This window comes from Pseudomonas sp. MYb541 (assembly GCF_037479595.1).
Lineage (GTDB): Bacteria > Pseudomonadota > Gammaproteobacteria > Pseudomonadales > Pseudomonadaceae > Aquipseudomonas > Aquipseudomonas canadensis.
The window spans coordinates 51135-71388 of sequence record NZ_JBBGYS010000012.1; the positions used below are offsets into that span (position 1 = coordinate 51135).

Consider the following 20254-nt stretch of genomic DNA (forward strand, 5'->3'; position numbering starts at 1 on the left):
CGCGTTAGTTTTTCAGCAAGATTTCGAAAATTCGCTTGGCGTGATCACGCGCTACTGAGCGCTCCCAACCCGCCAGAGGCATCAACACCCCCCGCAGATGATCTCTAAAGTCAGGGTGCGTATCCGGCATTTTTTTCCAGTTTTCAGTAGCCAAAGCACGATTCAGCATTTCATCCTCGAACAGCTTGGTCGTTGCCACTCTTGCCGTGTTATCAGCCAGTAACGCTGCAAGGTAATGGTACACCGCTGAATGCGCGGGCTTATTAAAACCGGTGTTGTCCTTGTCCTGAATACGCTGAATGAACAGCTCCAGTTGCTCCAGAAACTTGGCCTGGGTAATGCGACCCGCCTTTTCCTCTTCCAGCAGCTTTTCCAACTCCTCAGCCAGCTTGTCGAAAAATGCAGGGTCTTTGTCCTTACCGGTGACGATGATTTGCTTCAGCTGGTTTTTCATCACTAGGGCGCGACTACCGGGGCTCGCCAGCTTCTTTAAGCGCTCCATATCGCTGGCATCCAAAATCGATACCTCATGGCCTAGCAGGCTCTTAGCTGGACTGGCGGCAATGTACTCATCCAACAGCTGCTGAAGCAGTACAGACTCCAGCTTGGTGATGCGCTCCTTGTAGGTATTACCCGGTAGCTTGTCCCGTAGCATCAGTCTTATTTCACCTAGCAGGGTGAAGTAGGGCTTGAAGGGTACGCCGCGCACATCCGGCAGGATGATGTCCACAGAGCGGTTGAACTGCTTCACCAAGTCCAGGAACTCCTCGACCATGTCCAGCCGGGTGGCAGGATCCAGGAAGCGCTCGGCGTCATCCTTATACGCCTCACGCTGCGCTACCGGGTCATGCTTTTTCGGTAGCAGCTTGAGTATGCGGTCGAGCGTGGCTTGCAGCTTTGGCAGTTCGGTTTCGACACCTTCCCAGACCTGCGAAGGCTTCACGTCGCCGCCGTAAATTTTCAGCGCATGGTCTAGGTGCTCGACCACCCCGTGGTAATCCACGATGTAACCGGCATTCTTGCCGGACAGGGTGCGGTTCACCCGTGCGATAGCCTGCAACAGGGTGTGTTCCTTAAGCGGCTTGTCGAGGTACATGGTGCCGACAATGGGAGCATCCCACCCGGTCAACAGCATGTCGGAAACGATGATCAGCCCAACGTTGTTCGCCAGCGGCTTACCATCAAGCCCATTACTTTCTTCCCCGAAGGGCAGGGGGAACAGCTTGCTGACAAAGTTGCCGATCTGTTCGGACGGCATGGCCACCGGGATCTTTCCGGCTTTCAGCTCAGCTTTGACCCGCTCCTCGATGCTTCGGATCTTGTCGGCGTCTATCTCGTACTCTGCTGCCTCTTCCATGGCAGAGGCACCCGTACGGGAAGCGGTGATGCTGGACAGAGAAATAACCACCTTGCTGTCAAATATTGGCAGCCCTTTGTTCGCCCGTTCGACCATGATCGCATCGAGCAGATCCTTGTAACGCACCGCCATATCGCGGCCATCGCACACCAGCATGGCCTTCAAGCCCTTGGCCTTTACGTTACTGAGGAAGTGCTCGACCAGATGTTCAGCGACCTGCTCCATACGGTCACCGGCCTGACGCCAGCGGCGCAGCAGCTCGCGCTTTAACTCGTACTGGCGAACTTCGCTCTGGGTGGCGAACTGCTCCGTGAACGCGGCATCCAGTCCAGCATTGGCCGACAACGCCACCCAGGCATCCTGGTATTTGATCGGTAGGGTTGCGCCATCCGCCACCGCTTCATGCAAGCGGTATTCATCGATATATTCACCACCACCAAACTCGCCTAGCGTGTGTTTGTCCTCTTGCAACAACGGTGTGCCGGTAAAGGCGATGAACTTGGCGTTGGGCAAACTGGCGCGCATAAATGCCGCGAGGAAGTCGTACTGGCTACGGTGAGCTTCATCGACCAGCACATAGAAATTGGCCTTGGTGCTCAGCACCCGGAAATGCACCTTCTCCCGGCTGATTTCTTCCCACTTAGCCTTCAGCAGCACGCCATTTTCATCCAACTGCCGGTGGCGGACATTGCACTCATGCACAATGAAGAAGTCCTTCTCCTCACGAATCCGCCTGTGCCGCGTCGCGTGCAGGGCATCATCTTCTTCGTCAGGAATCTCAGCAGCCTGCTCGCTGGGCTGCTCGTTCTCTTGGAACTTCTGCACCGTACTGGTGAAGACGCTGCCGTAATCGTTGGACAACATCTTCAGCAAGCCATTAACCGACACGGCCTGAATGGCATTGATGCCCGCCGCATGGAAGGTATCGAAGATCTGTTTGTCGAGGTCTTTGCGGTCGGTCAGTACCAAGACAGTAGGGTTGTTCAAACCCGTGCTATCGGCACGCAACATGCGCGCGAGCAGGGCCATGGTCAGTGACTTGCCACTACCCTGGGTATGCCAAACAACCCCGCCCATGGGTTTCGGCGCGCACAGGCGATCCACTGTTTTGCAAACGGCCCGCCATTGCTGATAACGCGGTAGCTTCTTTACCGTCTTGCCATCGCGGGTTTCGAACAGCACAAAATGTGTGATTAGTTGCAGGAAGCGGCTCGGCTCGAACAATGCCCACAACACTCTTTCCTGCTCACTTGGAGCATCGCCTAATATGGCTGCAACGGCGGCTGTCTCCTGCGTCTGTAACCGATAACGAGCGTAATACGCAGGCCTGGTAAAGATCGCACCATACAGCCCTTCACGCCGATTAAGTCCAACGCATACCTGGTTGAATACAAACTGAGTTGAAAAGGTGCTTTGGTAGCCATCCAGCTGCCCCAAGGCTTCATCCAGACGGTGATGGCTGGCTTTACATTCGATGATGGCCAGCGGCAAGCCATTCACGAACAGCAGGATATCCGGACGGAAAATATCCCCATCAGCATTCCGCCCCACGTACTGATCAACCACATGGAAGTCGTTGTTGGCGGCATCACTGGCATCGAAGAAACGCACGCTGCGCGGCTTGCCCTCGACGTCCTTCACCTGGATATCCGAACGGTGCACCACCTGTTCCCAGAACGCCCTGTTGGCGGGCAACAACTCATCGTTGACACGTTTACGTAGTTCAATCAGCGCGGCACTGACGCCGCCGGGCGCGTTCGCCAGCCATGGGTTGAGGATCAGCAGTCGGGACTGCAACACATTGTCCAATACCGGTGCCAAGTGACGATGCTCAACCTGCACTTGGTTGCCAGGTAGATGGGTGTAGCCCAGCTTGATCAGCCAATTGATGGCAGGCAGCTCAACCCCGACTTTCTCCGGCGACTGGCTCATTACTTACTCCTGTTCCTTGGAGGTTTCCCTCGAACTGCATGCGAATTTCAAAATTCTTGGACTCATCGCAAAACATGACACCAACTACCGCAACCATAGCGTTTATTTGGGGGAGGCTGCTCATGGTGGATCGTGGCAATCCAGCGAATAGCTTCAGGCATCCAACCCGCCTGCGCAAAGCTGCGCCTCTGCCTCACGCAAGCAGGCCAGTATACGGTGCCATCCCGCCAAACGCCGCAACCAGACCGAGGTACCCATGGTCTTCCTGGTAGACACATCATGGATCCTCTGGAGGCTTTCTCAGGCCACTATGGTATTGAGCAGCGCTCGCACAGTTGCGAATGCTTCACGCAGCGCCCGAGTTTGGTGTACACGCTGCGTTGCAGATCAAGTACAGTCCAGGGGCAGGGCGGTAATTTCGTCCATAAAAAAGCGACTCAGACTGCTCTGGTAGGATTGTCTAACTTAACGCGCCATTCACCGGTAAGGAGTTTTTGCGTCAGGCCGTCTTTGAGGGTTTTGAAGTAAACTTTCTTACTGTTTAAGGTTTCAATCTTTGATGTAACGCCAGAAAGAATCGCTGCAATGTGTTCTTGCTCAGCAATAGGCACTAGCGGCATCCGAATGCCCAAAAATGCTGGCTTTGAGATATTCTTCATGCTGCCACTGGTGCCTGTAGCTGCCTTGCTGATTTCCTGGCGAACAAATGGCGATTGCAAATAAAAAGCTAGCCATTTAACTGAATGAGATCTCTCTGACGGCTCGATTTGCCAGAGCTTGTCTGGGAGGAACAAGTTAGGCCAAGCAGAATCGACATAGGCTGACTCGCCTACCAAGGCTGGGGTGTTCGCTCGGCTGACAATAATGCGGCCCTGTAAAACAGGTTCAGCGACACGCTCTTGCTCTTCAGGAAGAACAGCCTTATGACAATGCGGACGGAACTCTCCACGAACTACGCAGCTAACCTTAAGGACACCAACCTCGTCATCACCATGTACCCGATCTTCCGCGTTAACACTGACTCCAGACCGCAGAGCAGATACGTAGTCAGCAATCAAACCAACATCCCAGAGCGCCGGAATCTCCCCTAGCTGACTATCCTTGAATTCGACATGCGGCACCCAGCGGCCATTGGCATCTTGGGTGCCAACGCCCCGGTTAAACAGCGCTTGCATCAGCCCTTTTTTGAGGCCTTGGGTGGCTTCAATCTGGCGCGCAATCACATCCAGCTTGTCATTCACTACCGTAAGGATGGCGGAGATTTTTTGTTGTTCAAGGAGTGGTGGAACGGGAACTTTTATTTTAGAAAACTGCGACCATCGCAAGCTTCCTCGTCTATCCACCGAGCCATTCATTGCGGAAACATACTGTTTTCTATATAACTCGGTTTTAAGCACCCTATGAATAAAATCTGGTTCCACTTCGTCATTGACGGAAAAAACCGTATATATAGGGCTTACGATACCTGCGTCGCAAATGTTCTGTAGCCCGATAGAACCTTCTTCTATGTGGTTGGATGGATAGGCAATCCAGTTTCGCTTTACAACTTTGTAATTACTGGTGTCGTCACTGAATATTTTCTTCTTAAAGTATTCAAGTGACCGAACAAAACCAACGTGTTTAGAGCACAAAATTACTGGTAGGGAAGTGTTGTTTTCATTGCGCAAGGTCGATTCCTGAGCAATTGTATTGATGGGCAAGAACCTCCATTGAGAAGGAATCCAGCCTAACGAAGTTTCTTGGTAACCGTCCTTTCCAACTGGGCTCATTGTTCGGCCTCGACTAGACCCAACTCGAACAGATATCTATTCAATCTCACATCTATCTGTGCTTCTTCCTCCGCCAAAGTCGCCAGTTTTACCAAGGTGCCGGCGACATCCACGGCATCTTCGGCCTCTCCATTGTTGATATATCGTGCGATATTAAGATTGCTATCGTTGCTGAGGATTTCCTCCAGCGTTACCACCCGGCAGTAGTTCTCAACTTCGATCTGCCGCTCCAGAGCTGCCTTATGGGTTCTGACGATACGAGTGATGTCATCAGCGCGCAGGCTGTTCTGCACCTTACCTTCGAGGAAATCACGGCTGGCATCGATTATGATGACCTTGCCCTTGAGAGCAGTAGGCTTCTGCTTGTTAAATATCAGAACGCAGGCCGGGATACCTGTGTTGTAGAAAAGGGCCGACGGCAAACTGATGATGGCTTCAAACAGGTCACCAGGCTGATTACCATTAGCAGCGGTGGTACCAAATAGTAGCCCTTCACGAATCTTGCCCTCCTCGCCGCTGCGGAAAAGCACACCATGGGGCAAGATGACCCCCATACGGCCATCGGCTTTGAGACTAGCGAGCATATGCTGCGCAAAGGCTAAGTCGGCATAACCTCGCGGTGGGATGCCATAGAGCAGCCGACCATAGGGATCACTGACCTGTTTATAGTTCGGAGCCTTTAATTTTTTGCCATTTTCCTGTTCGCTTTCATTACTTAACTCCAGGGGTGCCCACCAGGATTTGGCCGAGAACGGTGGATTGGCAATCACCCGGTCAAAAGTCTTCAGGTAATCGCCATCGAGGTGCTTGGGTTCTACCAAGGTGTCACCACGCTCAATGCCTGCATGCATGTTGTGCAAGTAGAGATTGAGCTTAGCGATAGCCCAGGTGCCCAGGTTTTTTTCCTGCCCGTACAGAAGCACATTGGGTTTTCCCATAAGGGTACCGTTGGGCAAACGGGCCACATGATGGGCGCTCTCCACCAGCATGCCGCCGCTACCACAGGTGGGGTCGTATACGGTTTGGCCTGGCTGTGGATCGATCAGCTCGACCACCAACTGCACCACACCTTTGGGCGTATAGAACTCGCCACCTTTCTTACCGGCATCGTCGGCGAACTGCTTGATCAGGTACTCGTAGGCATCGCCAAGCATATCTGCTTTATACAGATCGGCATTGCCTAGCTTGTACTGGTTGAAGTGGCGCAAAAGGCGCTGCAAGGTGGCATCTGAAAGCACTCGCTTATCGCCGTACTGAGTGGCGGTGAGTACGTGTTGCAGTTCGGGGTTGTTCGCCTCAATGGTAGCGAAAGCCTTATCCAAGGCTTCACCAATATTTTCCGTGCGTGATATTAAATCGAACCAACGAGCACTAATAGGGAGCGTCCCCCACTTATCTTCGATTTCATACTGAGCATCGCCATAGCTCAGGCCTTCGTCCTTCATCAGCTTGGCAATACGTTCGTCAAAGACGTCGTTGTAACGTTTGAGGAAGAGCAGGCCAAATATGTAGTTCTTGAAGTCGGATGAGTCGATGGATCCGCGCAGAATATTCGCGGACTCCCAAAGCCAGGACTCCAGCGTTTCGAGTGACAGCTTGTCAGCCATGGGTAAATCAGTCCCTATAAAAAAGCTAGACGTCCAAGTAGCCGGCGATAACAGCCTGGATCTCGGACAGATCGGAAGATTGAGTGGAAGGATTGTACAAGTCGTCGTCAACTGGAACCCAAAAAATATTTCATCCCCGAACGATAAAACCCCGGAAGACCTGTCGGTCAGCCGGGGTTTTATCAGCAGGGTAATGGGCGATTAACTTGGATTGACCCGCTAACTTTGGCCTAGAAGCCAAATAACTTTGCCCGCCTACACGGGATCAGAAGTCCAGGTTAGAAACCGCCAGGGCATTGCTCTCGATGAAGTCACGACGAGGCTCGACCGCATCACCCATGAGGGTGTTGAAGATCTGGTCCGCGCCAATGGCGTCTTCGATGGTCACGCGCAGCATGCGACGCTGTGCCGGGTCCATAGTGGTTTCCCACAGCTGATCCGGGTTCATTTCACCCAGACCTTTGTATCGCTGGATGGTGTGGCGCTTGGTACTTTCCGCCATCAGCCAGTCAAGGGCTTCCTTGAATTCCTTGACCTGCTTCTTACGCTCGCCACGCTGAATATAAGCGCCGTCGTCCAACAAGGTGCTCAGTTGAGCGCCGAGGGTCACCACGGTCTTGTAGTCATTGCTGCCAAAGAAATCGCGGTTGAAGGTGACATAGTTCGACAGGCCGTGGGAGATCAGTTCGACCTCTGGCAGCCACAAGTTACGTTCACGGTCTTCACGCAGACTGGCTTTGTACACAAGGCCAGACTTCTCGACAGTACGCAGGCGCACTTCGTACTGAGCCAGCCAATCCTGCATCGCTGCGTGATCGCCCAACTGTTCCAGGCTGACGGCCGGCAGGTAGATGAAATGCTCGGTCAGCTCCTGAGGGTACAGGCGCGACAAACGCTTGAGGGTCTTCATCACCATGCGGAAGTCGTTTACCAAACGCTCCAGCGATTCACCGGAAATTCCCGGCGCTTCGTCGTTCAAGTGCAGGCTGGCATCTTCAAGGGCCGACTGCGTCATGTACTCTTCCATGGCGTCGTCGTCTTTGATGTATTGCTCTTGCTTGCCCTTTTTCACTTTGTACAACGGCGGCTGAGCGATGTAGATGTAGCCACGCTCGATCAGCTCCGGCAACTGACGGAAGAAGAAGGTCAGCAGCAGGGTACGGATGTGCGAACCGTCGACGTCAGCATCGGTCATGATGATGATGTTGTGGTAGCGCAGCTTGTCGATGTTGTACTCGTCACGACCAATACCGCAGCCCAATGCCGTGATCAAGGTGCCGACTTCCTGGGAAGAAATCATCTTGTCGAAGCGAGCCTTCTCGACGTTGAGGATCTTACCTTTCAACGGCAGGATGGCCTGGGTGCGACGGTTACGACCCTGCTTGGCGGAACCGCCAGCAGAGTCACCTTCCACCAGGTACAGTTCGGAGAGGGCAGGGTCCTTCTCCTGGCAGTCAGCCAGTTTGCCTGGCAAGCCGGCGATATCCAGCGCGCCTTTGCGGCGAGTCATCTCACGGGCTTTACGCGCCGCTTCACGGGCACGCGCAGCATCGATCATCTTGCCGACGACCAGCTTGGCTTCGTTCGGGTTCTCCAGCAGGAAGTCGGAGAAGTACTTGCCCATCTCCTGTTCAACGGCAGTCTTCACTTCGGAAGACACCAGCTTGTCTTTGGTCTGGGAGCTGAACTTAGGATCCGGCACTTTTACCGAGATAATCGCGGTCAGGCCTTCACGTGCATCGTCACCAGTGGTGGCGACTTTGTGCTTTTTGGCCAAGCCCTCGGCTTCGATGTAAGTGTTCAGGTTACGCGTCAGTGCCGAACGGAAACCCACCAAGTGAGTACCGCCGTCGCGCTGAGGAATGTTGTTGGTGAAGCACAACAGGTTCTCGTTGAAGCTGTCGTTCCACTGCAGGGCGATTTCCACGCCGATGCCGTCTTCACGCTGGATGTTGAAGTGGAACACCTGGTTGACCGCAGTCTTGTTGGTGTTCAGGTATTCAACGAACGCACGCAGGCCGCCTTCGTACTTGAACAGCTCTTCCTTGCCGCTGCGCTCATCCTTGAGGACGATGCCCACACCGGAGTTCAAGAACGACAGTTCACGAATACGCTTGGCCAGGATGTCCCAGCTGAAGTGGATATTCTTGAAGGTTTCAGCCGATGGCTTGAAGTGGATCTGTGTACCGGTGGTTTCACTGTCGCCGACGATTTTCATCGGCTCTTGTGGAACGCCGTGAACGTAGGTCTGTTCCCAGATCTTGCCGCTGCGGCGAACAGTCAGGATCAGCTCTTCGGACAGTGCGTTCACTACCGAAACGCCCACACCGTGCAAACCGCCGGAGACTTTATAGGAGTTGTCGTCGAACTTACCGCCGGCGTGGAGTACGGTCATAATGACCTCTGCTGCCGAAACACCTTCTTCTTTGTGCACGTCTACCGGAATACCGCGACCGTTGTCGCGCACGGTAATCGACTCATCCGGGTGGATGATGATGCTGATGTCGTCGCAGTGACCGGCCAAAGCTTCGTCGATGGAGTTGTCGACCACCTCGAACACCATGTGGTGCAGACCGCTACCGTCATCAGTGTCGCCAATGTACATACCGGGACGTTTGCGTACGGCATCCAAACCTTTCAGCACTTTAATGCTGGTCGAGTCGTACGTGTTTTCTTCGCTCATGCCTTCACTCCCGATGGTCGTGGGTCTGGGTGATACGGCCTTGTTCCACGTGGAACAAAGCGACTGGCGTTTCCGTCTGCCAGCCTTCCCTCAATAATTCGTGGTCTACACAGGTGATAAACACCTGGCAGCGTAATTCTTCCAACAAGCGGCATAGCGCGCGGCGGTGTTGCTCGTCGAGTTCTGACGGCAAGTCATCCACCAGATAAATACACTGTCCGCGTCGGGCCTGGCTAACCAGATGGCCCTGGGCGATACGCAGTGCACACACCACCAACTTCTGCTGGCCACGGGACAAGATGTCCGCGGCATTGTGAGCGCCTAATCTAAGACGCAAATCAGCCCGTTGGGGTCCGGCCTGGGTATGACCAATTTGCTGATCCCGTTGCAAGGACGTCGCGAGCACTGCACTCAGCTCACGTTCTTTATCCCAACCACGGTAGTAACTCAGCGTCAGACCCTCGAGATCCAACAACTCACTCAGGGTCTGTTCAAAGACTGGTTTCAAGGCTTTGATATAGGCACGGCGGTATTCATCTATTTCGTCGCTGGCCAAGCACAGTTCCCGGTCCCAGGCCGCTTGCGAAGCGGCGTCAAGTGTACCATGCCGCAGCCATGAGTTCCGCTGCCGCAGGGCCTTCTGCAGGCGCTGCCAAGTGGCCATGAAACGCGGTTCCACGTGGAACACTCCCCAATCGAGGAATTGCCTGCGGATTTTTGGAGCACCTTCCAACAGACGAAAACTGTCGGGATTGATCAATTGCAGCGGCAGGATCTCTGCCAACTGCGCAGCACTGCGTGCATTTTGCCCGTCAATGCGAATCTGGAACTCTCCGCCGCGATCACGGGATATCCCCAGGCTGCTGTGCCCACCTTCAGCGAGTTCGACTTGGCCAAACACAGTGCACGCCAATTGCTCGTACTGAATCACCGGTAACAAGCGAGCGCTGCGAAAGGATCGGGCGAGCCCCAGCAGATGAATGGCTTCCAGCACGCTGGTTTTGCCACTGCCGTTGGCGCCGTGGAGGATATTGATGCGGGGGGAGGGGGAGAAGGTCACCGGGTGCAAATTGCGCACCGCGGTGACCGAGACGCGACTGAGGGACATCTAGCTTCTGCTGAGCATGATTACAGGCGCATCGGCATGACAACATACGCCGAGTCGTCGTTGTCGGACTCCTGCACCAGGGCGCTGCTGTTGGAGTCCGACAGAATCAGGCGAACCTGTTCGGTGGTCATCACACCCAGTACGTCCAACAGGTAGCTCACGTTGAAGCCGATTTCCAGGGAACCACCATTATAGTCGACGCCCACTTCTTCTTCCGCTTCTTCCTGCTCCGGATTGTTCGCCTGGATTTTCAGCTGACCGTTAGCCAGTTGCAGGCGGATACCACGGTACTTCTCGTTGGACAGAATCGCGGTACGGCTGAACGCTTCACGCAGCGCCTGACGATCACCCAGTACCAGCTTGTCGCCACCTTTAGGCAGCACGCGCTCGTAATCCGGGAACTTGCCGTCAACCAGCTTGGAGGTGAAGGTGAACTCACCAGTGGTCGCGCGAATGTGGTGTTGACCCAACACGATGCTGACGTTGCCTTCCGGCTCGGTGAGCAGGCGTGCCAGTTCAAGGATACCTTTGCGCGGCACGATCACCTGGTGACGGTCCGGCTGACCGATATCGGCGCGCATCGAGCACATGGCCAGGCGGTGACCGTCGGTGGCCACGGCGCGGATAATGCCTTCCGACACTTCCAGCAGCATGCCGTTGAGATAGTAACGCACGTCTTGCTGGGCCATGGCGAAGCTGGTGCGTTCGATCAAACGACGCAGCTTGCTCTGCTCCAGGCTGCAGGTCAGCGAGCCCGGGCCTTCTTCAACGGTCGGGAAATCATTCGCCGGCAACGTGGACAGGGTGAAACGGCTGCGGCCGGCCTTGACCACCAACTTCGCATCATCGACCTTGATGTCGATCAGCGCGTCGTTCGGCAGGCTCTTGCAGATGTCCATCAGCTTGCGCGCCGGTACGGTGATCTCGCCCGGCTCGGCAGGCTCTTCCAGCTGCACACGACCGACCAGCTCGACTTCCAGGTCAGTACCGGTCAAGGACAATTGCTGGCCTTCGACTACCAGCAATACGTTGGAAAGCACCGGCAAGGTCTGTCGGCGCTCGACGACGCCTGCGACCAGTTGCAGGGGTTTCAACAGGGCTTCGCGTTGAATGGTGAAATGCATGGTCTAGTCCCTTGCCTTAATAAGCTGCGCTGGTGTTATCAAGTGGTCAGTGTACGCAGCAGGTTCTTGTAGTCCTCGCGAATATCCGCGTCGGATTCCTTAAGTTCGTTGATCTTGCGGCACGCGTGCAAGACCGTGGTGTGGTCGCGCCCGCCAAACACATCACCGATTTCCGGCAGGCTGTGGTTGGTCAACTCTTTGGAGAGCGCCATGGCCACCTGCCGAGGACGTGCCACCGAGCGCGAACGGCGCTTGGACAGCAGGTCGGAAATCTTGATCTTGTAGTACTCGGCCACGGTGCGCTGGATGTTATCCACACTCACCAGTTTGTCCTGCAGTGCCAGCAAGTCCTTCAGGGATTCACGAATCAGCTCAATGGTGATGTCGCGGCCCATGAAGTGAGAGTGTGCGATGACCCGCTTGAGCGCGCCTTCCAACTCACGCACGTTGGAGCGGATGCGTTGAGCGATGAAGAACGCCGCATCGTGGGGCAAGTCGACCTTGGCCTGATCGGCTTTTTTCATCAGGATCGCAACGCGGGTTTCCAGCTCCGGCGGCTCTACCGCAACGGTCAGGCCCCAGCCGAATCGGGATTTCAGACGTTCTTCCAGGCCTTCGATTTCTTTCGGGTAACGGTCACTGGTCAAGATGACCTGCTGACCACCTTCAAGCAGCGCGTTGAACGTGTGGAAGAACTCTTCCTGGGAACGCTCTTTGCGGGCAAAGAATTGAATGTCATCGATCAACAACGCATCTACCGAGCGGTAGAACCGCTTGAACTCGTTGATGGCGTTGAGCTGCAAGGCCTTGACCATGTCAGCCACGAAGCGCTCCGAGTGCAGGTACACGACCTTGGCATTCGGGTTCTTCTTTAATAGGTGGTTACCCACAGCGTGCATCAAGTGAGTCTTACCCAAGCCAACACCGCCATAAAGGAAGAGCGGGTTGTAACCGTGCTTGGGGTTGTCGGCGACCTGCCAGGCAGCGGCGCGAGCCAGCTGGTTGGACTTACCTTCGACGAAGTTCTCGAAGGTAAAGGTGCGGTTCAGGTAGCTGGTGTGCTTGAGCGCGCCTTCGACCTGCACAGTGCGCTGTTCGGCGCGAACTGGGGCTTGTTGGGAGGCGGCGCCTGCCATCGGGTCGAAGCTGTCGCGGGATGGCTCTTCATTCTCTGGAGCGTTTTTTTGCGCAGAGGATTTGGAGGGCGCCGGTGCAGGCGCGGGCGCACTGACAGCAGGTGCTGTCGCTGCCTGGGCTTGCGACGCAGCCAGTGGCGCATTCGGCGCAGCGCGAGGCGCCGAGCTACGTTTGCTGCCTATTAATAAGGAAAGCACGGGCGCGAGGCCGTTGCCATGTTCATCGAGCAATTCGAGAACGCGGCTCAGGTACTTCTCATTGACCCAGTCGAGAACAAAACGATTGGGCGCGTAGACACGCAACTCGTCGCCTTCGGCTTCGACCTGTAGCGGACGGATCCAGGTGTTGAATTGCTGGGCAGGCAGCTCATCGCGCAAAAGCTCCACGCACTGCTGCCAAAGTTCCACTGACACGGATATCCCCTAAGTTGAAAGCCGGTGAGGCAAAAACAGCCGCCATTGTAGCGGCGAGCCGCCCACTTATCCACATGTAGCTTGATCACAGGCCGGCCAAAATCAACGTCTTAACGGTAATAAAGGCGACCAATGGTCTGTGCATAAGCTCTGTGGATAAGCCTACCTAAGCTCGTTGTACAAGTGGGGTCGAAAGTCTGTGGGTAACTGGCCTGTGGATAACAACCTATTCCACACACAGCTTATCCGACAGCGCAGCACAGGCAGAGCACCGTTTCTCCCCCGTGTTGTCATTCTCTGTACATCAGGTGGAATAAGGCCTCAAGGAAGTTATCCACAGAGGAAGGCCTGCCTAGCTTTTATAAGCTTTACAGAAAAGCTTTAAATAACTTCCTTCTTTATTTTTATATCTATCCCATGACCGGTGGAAGCCTGGCGGACAGAAATGACCGGATGGCCTGTGGAGATCTAATTAAAGGAAAAGCTGGTTGGAAATTGACCTAGAGGCTTGCTTTCACTAGAATCGCCGGTCTCTTAAAACGGGGGCCATTCCGGCCCGTTGTGGACGAACCAGGTAACAACGCCATGAAACGTACTTTCCAACCAAGCACCATCAAACGCGCCCGCACCCACGGCTTCCGTGCTCGCATGGCTACCAAGAACGGCCGTGCTGTCCTGTCGCGTCGTCGCGCCAAAGGTCGTGCGCGTCTGGCAGTTTGATAATCCGGTACTGGTGGTGAGTCAGGACTTCAGTCGGGAAAAGCGTCTGCTAACCCCCCGGCATTTCAAGGCAGTCTTTGACTCCCCCACCGGCAAGGTTCCGGGGAAAAATCTCCTGCTCCTTGCGCGTAACAACGATCTTGATCACCCCCGTCTCGGGTTGGTGATCGGCAAGAAGAGCGTAAAGCTCTCCGTTGAGCGCAATCGCCTCAAGCGTCTGATGCGCGAATCGTTTCGCCTCCACCAGGACACTCTGGTTGGTTGGGATATTGTTATCGTCGCGCGCAAAGGCTTGGGTGATGTAGAAAACCCCGAATTGATTCAGCATTTCGGCAAGCTCTGGAAACGTCTGGCGCGTACCAACAAACCAGCTCCAGCGGCCAACACCGAAACTGTAGGGGTAGACAGCCTTGATGCGTAAACTGGCCCTCGTTCCGATCCAGTTTTATCGCTATGCCATTAGTCCTCTGATGGCCAACCACTGTCGTTTCTACCCCAGTTGTTCCTGCTACGCGTTAGAGGCCATAGAAAATCATGGTCTTCTGCGCGGTGGCTGGCTGACCTTTCGTCGTTTAGGTCGCTGTCATCCGTGGAATCCCGGTGGTTATGACCCGGTTCCACCTATCCCTACCTCCCGTTCTTCTTCGATGGCCGAGTAATCATGGATATTAAACGCACGATCCTGATCGTCGCCCTGGCAATCGTGTCCTACGTCATGGTTCTTAAGTGGAACCAGGACTACGGCCAAGCTGCCCTGCCGACTCAGAATGTTGCTACCAATCAGGCTGCGCCGGCTATTCCGGACACCCCGCTGGGTAACAATGCGTCCGCGAGTGCCGATGTTCCCAGCGCGAATGGCGAGACAAGCGCCCCTTTAGAAACGCCAGTGGTCACCAATAAAGACCTCATCCATGTCAAAACGGATGTGCTCGACCTGGCTATCGACCCACAAGGTGGTGATATCGCGCAGTTGAAACTGCCGCTGTATCCACGTCGCCAAGACCATCCGGATGTTCCGTTCCAACTGTTCGATAACGGTGGTGAACGTACTTATCTGGCGCAAAGTGGCCTGACCGGCACCAACGGTCCGGATGCTCGTGCTACCGGTCGTCCGGTTTATTCGACCGAACAGAAGACTTATCAACTGGCTGATGGCCAGAACCAGTTGAACGTTGACCTGAAATTCAGCCTCGACGGCGTCAACTACATCAAGCGTTTCAGCTTTACCCGTGGTCTGTACGACTTGAAGGTCACTTACCTGATCGACAACGAAAGCGACAAACCATGGAGCGGCAACCTGTTTGCCCAGCTCAAGCGTGATGCCAGTTCCGATCCTTCTTCCAGCACCGCCACCGGCACCGCGACTTACCTGGGCGCCGCCCTGTGGACAAGTAGCGAACCGTATAAAAAAGTGTCGATGAAAGATATCGACAAGGGCTCGCTGAAAGAAACCGTCCAAGGTGGCTGGGTAGCCTGGCTGCAACACTACTTTGTGACCGCCTGGATCCCGAGCAAGGGCGACGCGAACCTGGTTCAAACCCGCAAGGACAGCCAAGGCAACTACATCATTGGCTTCACTGGCCCGGCGTTGACCGTCGCGCCAGGCGCCAAGGCTGAAACCAGCGCCACGTTGTACGCCGGCCCGAAAAGCCAGGCTGTGCTGAAAGAGTTGTCCCCAGGTCTGGAATTGACTGTGGATTACGGCTTCCTGTGGTTCATTGCCCAGCCGATTTTCTGGTTGCTGCAACATATCCACAGCATTGTGGGTAACTGGGGTTTCTCGATCATCTTCCTGACCATGCTGATCAAAGGGATCTTCTTCCCTCTGTCGGCAGCCAGCTACAAGTCGATGGCGCGCATGCGTGCCGTAGCCCCGAAACTGGCGGCGCTGAAAGAGCAGCATGGCGATGACCGGCAGAAAATGTCGCAGGCCATGATGGAGCTGTACAAGAAAGAGAAGATCAACCCGCTGGGTGGATGCTTGCCGATTCTGGTGCAGATGCCGGTATTCCTGTCGCTGTACTGGGTACTCCTGGAAAGCGTGGAAATGCGTCAGGCTCCGTTCATGCTGTGGATAACTGACCTGTCGATCAAAGACCCGTTCTTTATCCTGCCGATCATCATGGGCGCGACCATGTTTATCCAGCAGCGCTTGAACCCGACTCCGCCGGATCCGATGCAGGCCAAGGTAATGAAAATGATGCCAATCATCTTCACCTTCTTCTTCCTGTGGTTCCCTGCTGGTCTGGTGCTGTACTGGGTGGTCAACAACGTGTTGTCGATCTCTCAACAGTGGTACATCACACGTAAAATCGAAGCGGCTACCGCAAAAGCCTCTGCGTAATTTACTCTGTGGATAACCACTCAAGACGCCCCCTAGTGGGGCGTTTTGCTTTCCGTCACTTTAGTTCTGGAACCTGCTGATGAGCGCTCCTCGTGAAACCATCGCTGCTGTCGCTACCGCTCAAGGTCGCGGCGGTGTCGGTATCGTTCGTATCTCCGGACCGCTCGCCGGCAAGGCGGCTGAGGCTATCAGCGGCCGCGAGTTAAAGCCGCGATATGCCCATTACGGGCCATTCCTGGATGCAGATGAAACGGTGCTGGACGAAGGCTTGGCCCTTTATTTCCCTGGGCCCAATTCCTTTACTGGGGAAGATGTCCTGGAATTGCAGGGCCACGGCGGCCCGGTTGTGCTGGATATGTTGCTGCAGCGTTGCCTGCAACTGGGCTGCCGTCTGGCCAGGCCTGGGGAATTCAGCGAACGCGCCTTTCTCAACGACAAGCTCGACCTGGCCCAGGCTGAGGCCATTGCTGATTTGATCGAAGCCAGTTCTGCACAGGCTGCACGCAACGCACTGCGCTCGCTGCAGGGCGCGTTCTCGCTACGTGTGCATCACCTGACCGAACAACTAATCAACCTACGCATATACGTCGAGGCGGCGATTGATTTTCCCGAGGAAGAAATCGATTTCCTCGCCGATGGCCATGTATTGACGATGCTCGATAAAGTCCGTGATGAGTTATCCACAGTGCTGCGTGAAGCCGGGCAAGGTGCGCTGCTGCGTGACGGCATGACGGTGGTGATTGCTGGACGGCCCAATGCAGGCAAATCCAGTCTGTTGAATGCACTGGCGGGGCGCGAGGCCGCCATCGTCACTGAGATCGCCGGCACCACCCGGGATATCCTGCGCGAACATATCCACATCGACGGCATGCCACTGCACGTGGTCGACACAGCCGGCTTGCGCGACACCGATGACCAGGTGGAAAAGATCGGCGTGGAACGCGCGCTCAAGGCCATCGGCGAAGCGGATCGAGTTCTGCTGGTGGTGGATGCGACGGCGCCCGAGGCTGTGGATCCTTTCGCGTTGTGGCCGGAATTCCTTGAGCAACGGCCGGACCCGGCCAAGGTCACCTTGATTCGTAACAAAGCCGACCTGACGGGTGAAGCCATTGCGATGGAAACCAGCGCGGATGGCCACGTCACGATCAGCCTGAGCGCCAAGTCGGCGGGTGAAGGCCTGGAACTGCTGCGCGAGCACCTCAAGGCCTGTATGGGCTACGAGCAGACCTCGGAGAGCAGCTTCAGTGCGCGCCGTAGGCACCTGGAGGCGTTGCGCCACGCGAGCGCAGCGTTGGAGCACGGCCGGGCACAGTTGACGTTAGCGGGGGCAGGGGAGCTGCTGGCAGAGGATCTCCGTCAGGCGCAGCAGTTGTTGGGAGAGATCACCGGTGCATTCAGCTCCGATGATTTGTTGGGCCGGATCTTCTCCAGCTTCTGCATCGGCAAATAAAAAAGTTATCCACACGCCCTGTAGGCACTGGCTTAGCAGCGATAGCGGCCTGAAGAACACCACATTCTTCAGGCCCTCACCCATTACCAGTTGTACGAAACCGTCCCAAGCAGCGTGCGGCTATCCCCCCAATAGCAGCGGCCCGCATCGTTGCAACCAGATACATATTCCTTGTCGAACAGGTTCTTGGCGTTCACATCCACAGACCAATGTTTGTCGATTTGATAGCCAACGGCTGCATCCACCAAGGTGACGCTTCCTGCATCCAACTTCCCGTATAGCGTTGGCGCGGTGTAGGAAGAGGTGCTGTCGAAATAACGCACACCGCCGCCCATCGACAAACCTTTGAGTTGGCCATCAAGGAAGCGGTACTTGCCCCATACCGAAGCCTGGTTGCGTGGAACCCCCGTCATCTGGTGCCCTTCAACCAGCGATGTAGCCGAATCCTTGGTAATCCGAGCGTCAGTGTAGGTGTAAGCGGCCGTCACGTTCAGGTTGGGCGTGATGTTGCTGTTCACCTCGACTTCCGCACCTTTGGCGCGGCTTTCGCCCACCTGGCGATAGCTGTTGGTGGTGGCGTCGAGGTAGGTGTCGTCTTCCTTGCGCAGGTCATACACCGACAGGGTCATCGCCGTATCCCAGCCGATCGGCTCGTACTTCACACCCACTTCGTACTGACTGCTGGTAATCGGCTTCAGCGGTGACCCGGCATTGGAGATCTGCTGCACCGGCACAAATGCGGTGGAGTAGCTGACGTACGGCGTCAGGCCGTTGTCGAACTGGTACATCACCCCGCCTTGGTAGGTGAACTTGCGATCTTCCGAGCCGGTGTTACTGGCCTTGTTGACCTTGTCGCGGAAATCGCTGTCGACCCAGTCCTGACGGCCACCCAGCAGGAACAGCCAGTGGTCGTACTTGCTCTGGATCTGTGCATAAACGCCCTTCATCTGCTGCTCGAGCAAGGTGTTTTGCACTGCCACCGGCGTAAGCGGATCACGCAGATACACGGGGTTATACACATTGATGGTGCCGGCGAAACCGGCGTCCCAATCCTGATTGAACGAAGTGCGGTCATAGCTGGCACCAAACAGCACTGTGTTTTCCAGGCCGCCCACCTGGAATTTGCCTTCCAACTGGTTATCCAGGGAATACACCATCGACTTGTTATAGCGGTCATAGGCGGTCATGTTCAGTTGCGTACCAAACCCGCGGTTATTCAGGGCGCTGGGCCAGGTTTCATGGCGGTTGATGCGCGACTGCATATACCGCGAGTTCTGGCGGAACTGCCAATCGTCGTTGAAGCTGTGGCTGAATTCGTAACCGGTGCTCCAGGCTTCACGTTCAAAAGTGTTCCAGTCCGGGTCGCCGAGCATGGTGTGCTTGGACAGCTTGCCATTGGGATTTGTCAGCAAGGTGCCGGCGGCCGGTAGGCCAAGTTCGAGATTGGTGTGGTCCTTTTGATAATTAGCCAACAGGGTAAGGGTGTTGTAGTCGTCGAAATTCAGGGTCAGTGATGGCGCGATGTACAGGCGATCATCTGGCACATGGTCGGTCTGCGTGTCGGATTTGCGACCGAGCATCACCACTCGGCCAAGAATATTGCCGCTGTCATTGAGCGGTCCCGAGATATCCACACCCAGTTGACGCCGATTATTCGAGCCATACCCCAGCTGGACTTCACCTTGTGGCGTGGCTGTCGGGTGCTTGCTCACCAGGTTCACCAAACCGCCAGGTGCGTTTTCGCCGTAGAGCAGGGAAGAGGGGCCACGGAAGATTTCGACGCGCTCCAGGCCATACGGCTCACTGGTGGTGTCATACCGATTGCCTTGTACACGAAGGCCATCTCGCAGCAAACCGTAGCCGTAATCGGTGGCATTGAAACCACGAATGAAGAACAGGTCACCGGCCAGACCGTCGCCGGCAGCAAAGGGTGGCGCAAAGATACCTGGCACGTAGCCCAACACTTCCGTCAGGGTCTGTGACTTCTGGTCCTTGATGCGCTGACCGGTGACTACGGATACCGAACGCGGTGTTTCTGACAGAGGCGTACTGGTCTTGGTACCGACGCGGCTGTTTTGTGCCTTGTAGCCCACATCTCCGGCGATCTCCTGGTTGAAACCGTCCTGTTGATAAGTGCTGACCGTGGTGGGCGCAAGCGTGAGTTGCCCAGCAGGAATGGCCTGCAAGACATAGCTGCCGGGCGCCTGGGCTACCGCTTGTAACCCCGAGTTCTGCAGCAACAGCGCAAAGCCTTGCTCTACCGAATAGTCGCCTTCAATCCCGGTCGAGTTCAAACGCGCGGTTTGCTGGGGCGAGAAAGATAGAATCACATTCGCCCGAGCGGCAAATTGGCTCAACGCATTGTCCAGGGGGCCCGCCGCAATAGCGTAGTGTTGCACCGCGCTGGCGGCCAGGACATCAGTGGATAACAAAATACCGCCGGTGGCTGCCGTGCCGAGTAGCAGGCTGCACGTCATACCGTGGTAGGAAAGTCGCTGGCGGAGCTTGGAAGAGAGGCGCATAAGTGGATAAGCCCTGAAGGTGGCGTCGTGATTACCTGTAGGGCCGTGTCAGATCAAAAAAAGATAACCCCTTGTGCGGATACTTTTT

Annotated in this window: 13 protein-coding genes; 5 read left to right on the forward strand and 8 right to left on the reverse strand. The window is 55.5% G+C overall.

Going from position 1 to position 20254, the window contains the following annotated elements:
• Positions 1 to 4: 4 nt before the first annotated feature.
• From WH299_RS09715 to dnaA, 7 genes are all read right to left on the reverse strand, one after another.
• Positions 5 to 3289: a type I restriction endonuclease subunit R gene (locus WH299_RS09715; protein ID WP_339550162.1), complete on the reverse strand. Its 3285-nt coding sequence runs from the start codon at positions 3287 to 3289 to the stop codon at positions 5 to 7.
• A 437-nt stretch (positions 3290 to 3726) separates the two neighbouring features.
• Positions 3727 to 4989 carry a restriction endonuclease subunit S gene (locus tag WH299_RS09720; RefSeq protein ID WP_339550163.1) on the reverse strand — a complete coding sequence of 421 codons (1263 nt, stop codon included), beginning with the start codon at positions 4987 to 4989 and terminating at the stop codon, positions 3727 to 3729.
• Positions 4990 to 5054: 65 nt separating this feature from the next.
• A complete protein-coding gene (locus tag WH299_RS09725; RefSeq protein ID WP_339550164.1) occupies positions 5055 to 6665 on the reverse strand; it encodes a type I restriction-modification system subunit M in 1611 nt (536 codons plus the stop codon).
• A 265-nt stretch (positions 6666 to 6930) separates the two neighbouring features.
• Positions 6931 to 9348: a DNA topoisomerase (ATP-hydrolyzing) subunit B gene (gene gyrB, locus WH299_RS09730; protein WP_339550165.1), complete on the reverse strand. Its 2418-nt coding sequence runs from the start codon at positions 9346 to 9348 to the stop codon at positions 6931 to 6933.
• Positions 9349 to 9352: 4 nt separating this feature from the next.
• Positions 9353 to 10456, reverse strand: a complete 1104-nt coding sequence (gene recF, locus WH299_RS09735) for a DNA replication/repair protein RecF (RefSeq protein ID WP_012721452.1) — start codon at positions 10454 to 10456, stop codon at positions 9353 to 9355.
• A gap of 20 nt (positions 10457 to 10476) precedes the next feature.
• Positions 10477 to 11580, reverse strand: a complete 1104-nt coding sequence (dnaN, locus tag WH299_RS09740; protein ID WP_016970682.1) for a DNA polymerase III subunit beta — start codon at positions 11578 to 11580, stop codon at positions 10477 to 10479.
• A gap of 38 nt (positions 11581 to 11618) precedes the next feature.
• Positions 11619 to 13130 carry a chromosomal replication initiator protein DnaA gene (gene dnaA / locus WH299_RS09745; protein ID WP_122730031.1) on the reverse strand — a complete coding sequence of 504 codons (1512 nt, stop codon included), beginning with the start codon at positions 13128 to 13130 and terminating at the stop codon, positions 11619 to 11621.
• Positions 13131 to 13715: 585 nt separating this feature from the next.
• On the opposite strand from dnaA, the gene rpmH reads away from it, so the two are divergent.
• The 5 genes from rpmH to mnmE all read left to right on the forward strand — a co-directional run bounded on the left by rpmH (position 13716) and on the right by mnmE (position 17644).
• Positions 13716 to 13850, forward strand: coding sequence for a 50S ribosomal protein L34 (gene rpmH / locus WH299_RS09750; protein ID WP_003213577.1), 135 nt, complete (start codon positions 13716 to 13718; stop codon positions 13848 to 13850).
• Between the two features lie 16 nt (positions 13851 to 13866).
• The gene (rnpA, locus tag WH299_RS09755; protein WP_204937165.1) at positions 13867 to 14271 is read left to right on the forward strand and encodes a ribonuclease P protein component; all 405 of its coding nucleotides are present in this window, start codon (positions 13867 to 13869) and stop codon (positions 14269 to 14271) included.
• Complete coding sequence (gene yidD, locus WH299_RS09760) at positions 14264 to 14509, forward strand: membrane protein insertion efficiency factor YidD (RefSeq protein ID WP_003213574.1); 246 nt, start codon at positions 14264 to 14266, stop codon at positions 14507 to 14509. The genes rnpA and yidD overlap by 8 nt, the downstream gene beginning before the upstream one ends.
• A gap of 2 nt (positions 14510 to 14511) precedes the next feature.
• Positions 14512 to 16194: a membrane protein insertase YidC gene (yidC, locus tag WH299_RS09765; RefSeq protein WP_068937756.1), complete on the forward strand. Its 1683-nt coding sequence runs from the start codon at positions 14512 to 14514 to the stop codon at positions 16192 to 16194.
• Between the two features lie 79 nt (positions 16195 to 16273).
• A complete protein-coding gene (gene mnmE / locus WH299_RS09770) occupies positions 16274 to 17644 on the forward strand; it encodes a tRNA uridine-5-carboxymethylaminomethyl(34) synthesis GTPase MnmE (protein ID WP_339550166.1) in 1371 nt (456 codons plus the stop codon).
• A gap of 83 nt (positions 17645 to 17727) precedes the next feature.
• On the opposite strand, the gene WH299_RS09775 is transcribed toward mnmE, so the two are convergent.
• Positions 17728 to 20166, reverse strand: coding sequence for a TonB-dependent siderophore receptor (locus WH299_RS09775; RefSeq protein WP_339550167.1), 2439 nt, complete (start codon positions 20164 to 20166; stop codon positions 17728 to 17730).
• Positions 20167 to 20254 lie beyond the last annotated feature (88 nt).

What these genes read in the sequence shown, in the direction of transcription:
- WH299_RS09715 (WP_339550162.1), bottom strand. Translation starts at nt 3,289, where the DNA reads ATGAGCCAGTCGCCGGAGAAAGTCGGGGTTGAGCTGCCTGCCATCAAT.
- WH299_RS09725 (WP_339550164.1), bottom strand. Translation starts at nt 6,665, where the DNA reads ATGGCTGACAAGCTGTCACTCGAAACGCTGGAGTCCTGGCTTTGGGAG.
- gyrB (WP_339550165.1), bottom strand. Translation starts at nt 9,348, where the DNA reads ATGAGCGAAGAAAACACGTACGACTCGACCAGCATTAAAGTGCTGAAA.
- recF (WP_012721452.1), bottom strand. Translation starts at nt 10,456, where the DNA reads ATGTCCCTCAGTCGCGTCTCGGTCACCGCGGTGCGCAATTTGCACCCG.
- dnaN (WP_016970682.1), bottom strand. Translation starts at nt 11,580, where the DNA reads ATGCATTTCACCATTCAACGCGAAGCCCTGTTGAAACCCCTGCAACTG.
- rpmH (WP_003213577.1), top strand. Translation starts at nt 13,716, where the DNA reads ATGAAACGTACTTTCCAACCAAGCACCATCAAACGCGCCCGCACCCAC.
- yidD (WP_003213574.1), top strand. Translation starts at nt 14,264, where the DNA reads ATGCGTAAACTGGCCCTCGTTCCGATCCAGTTTTATCGCTATGCCATT.
- yidC (WP_068937756.1), top strand. Translation starts at nt 14,512, where the DNA reads ATGGATATTAAACGCACGATCCTGATCGTCGCCCTGGCAATCGTGTCC.
- mnmE (WP_339550166.1), top strand. Translation starts at nt 16,274, where the DNA reads ATGAGCGCTCCTCGTGAAACCATCGCTGCTGTCGCTACCGCTCAAGGT.
- WH299_RS09775 (WP_339550167.1), bottom strand. Translation starts at nt 20,166, where the DNA reads ATGCGCCTCTCTTCCAAGCTCCGCCAGCGACTTTCCTACCACGGTATG.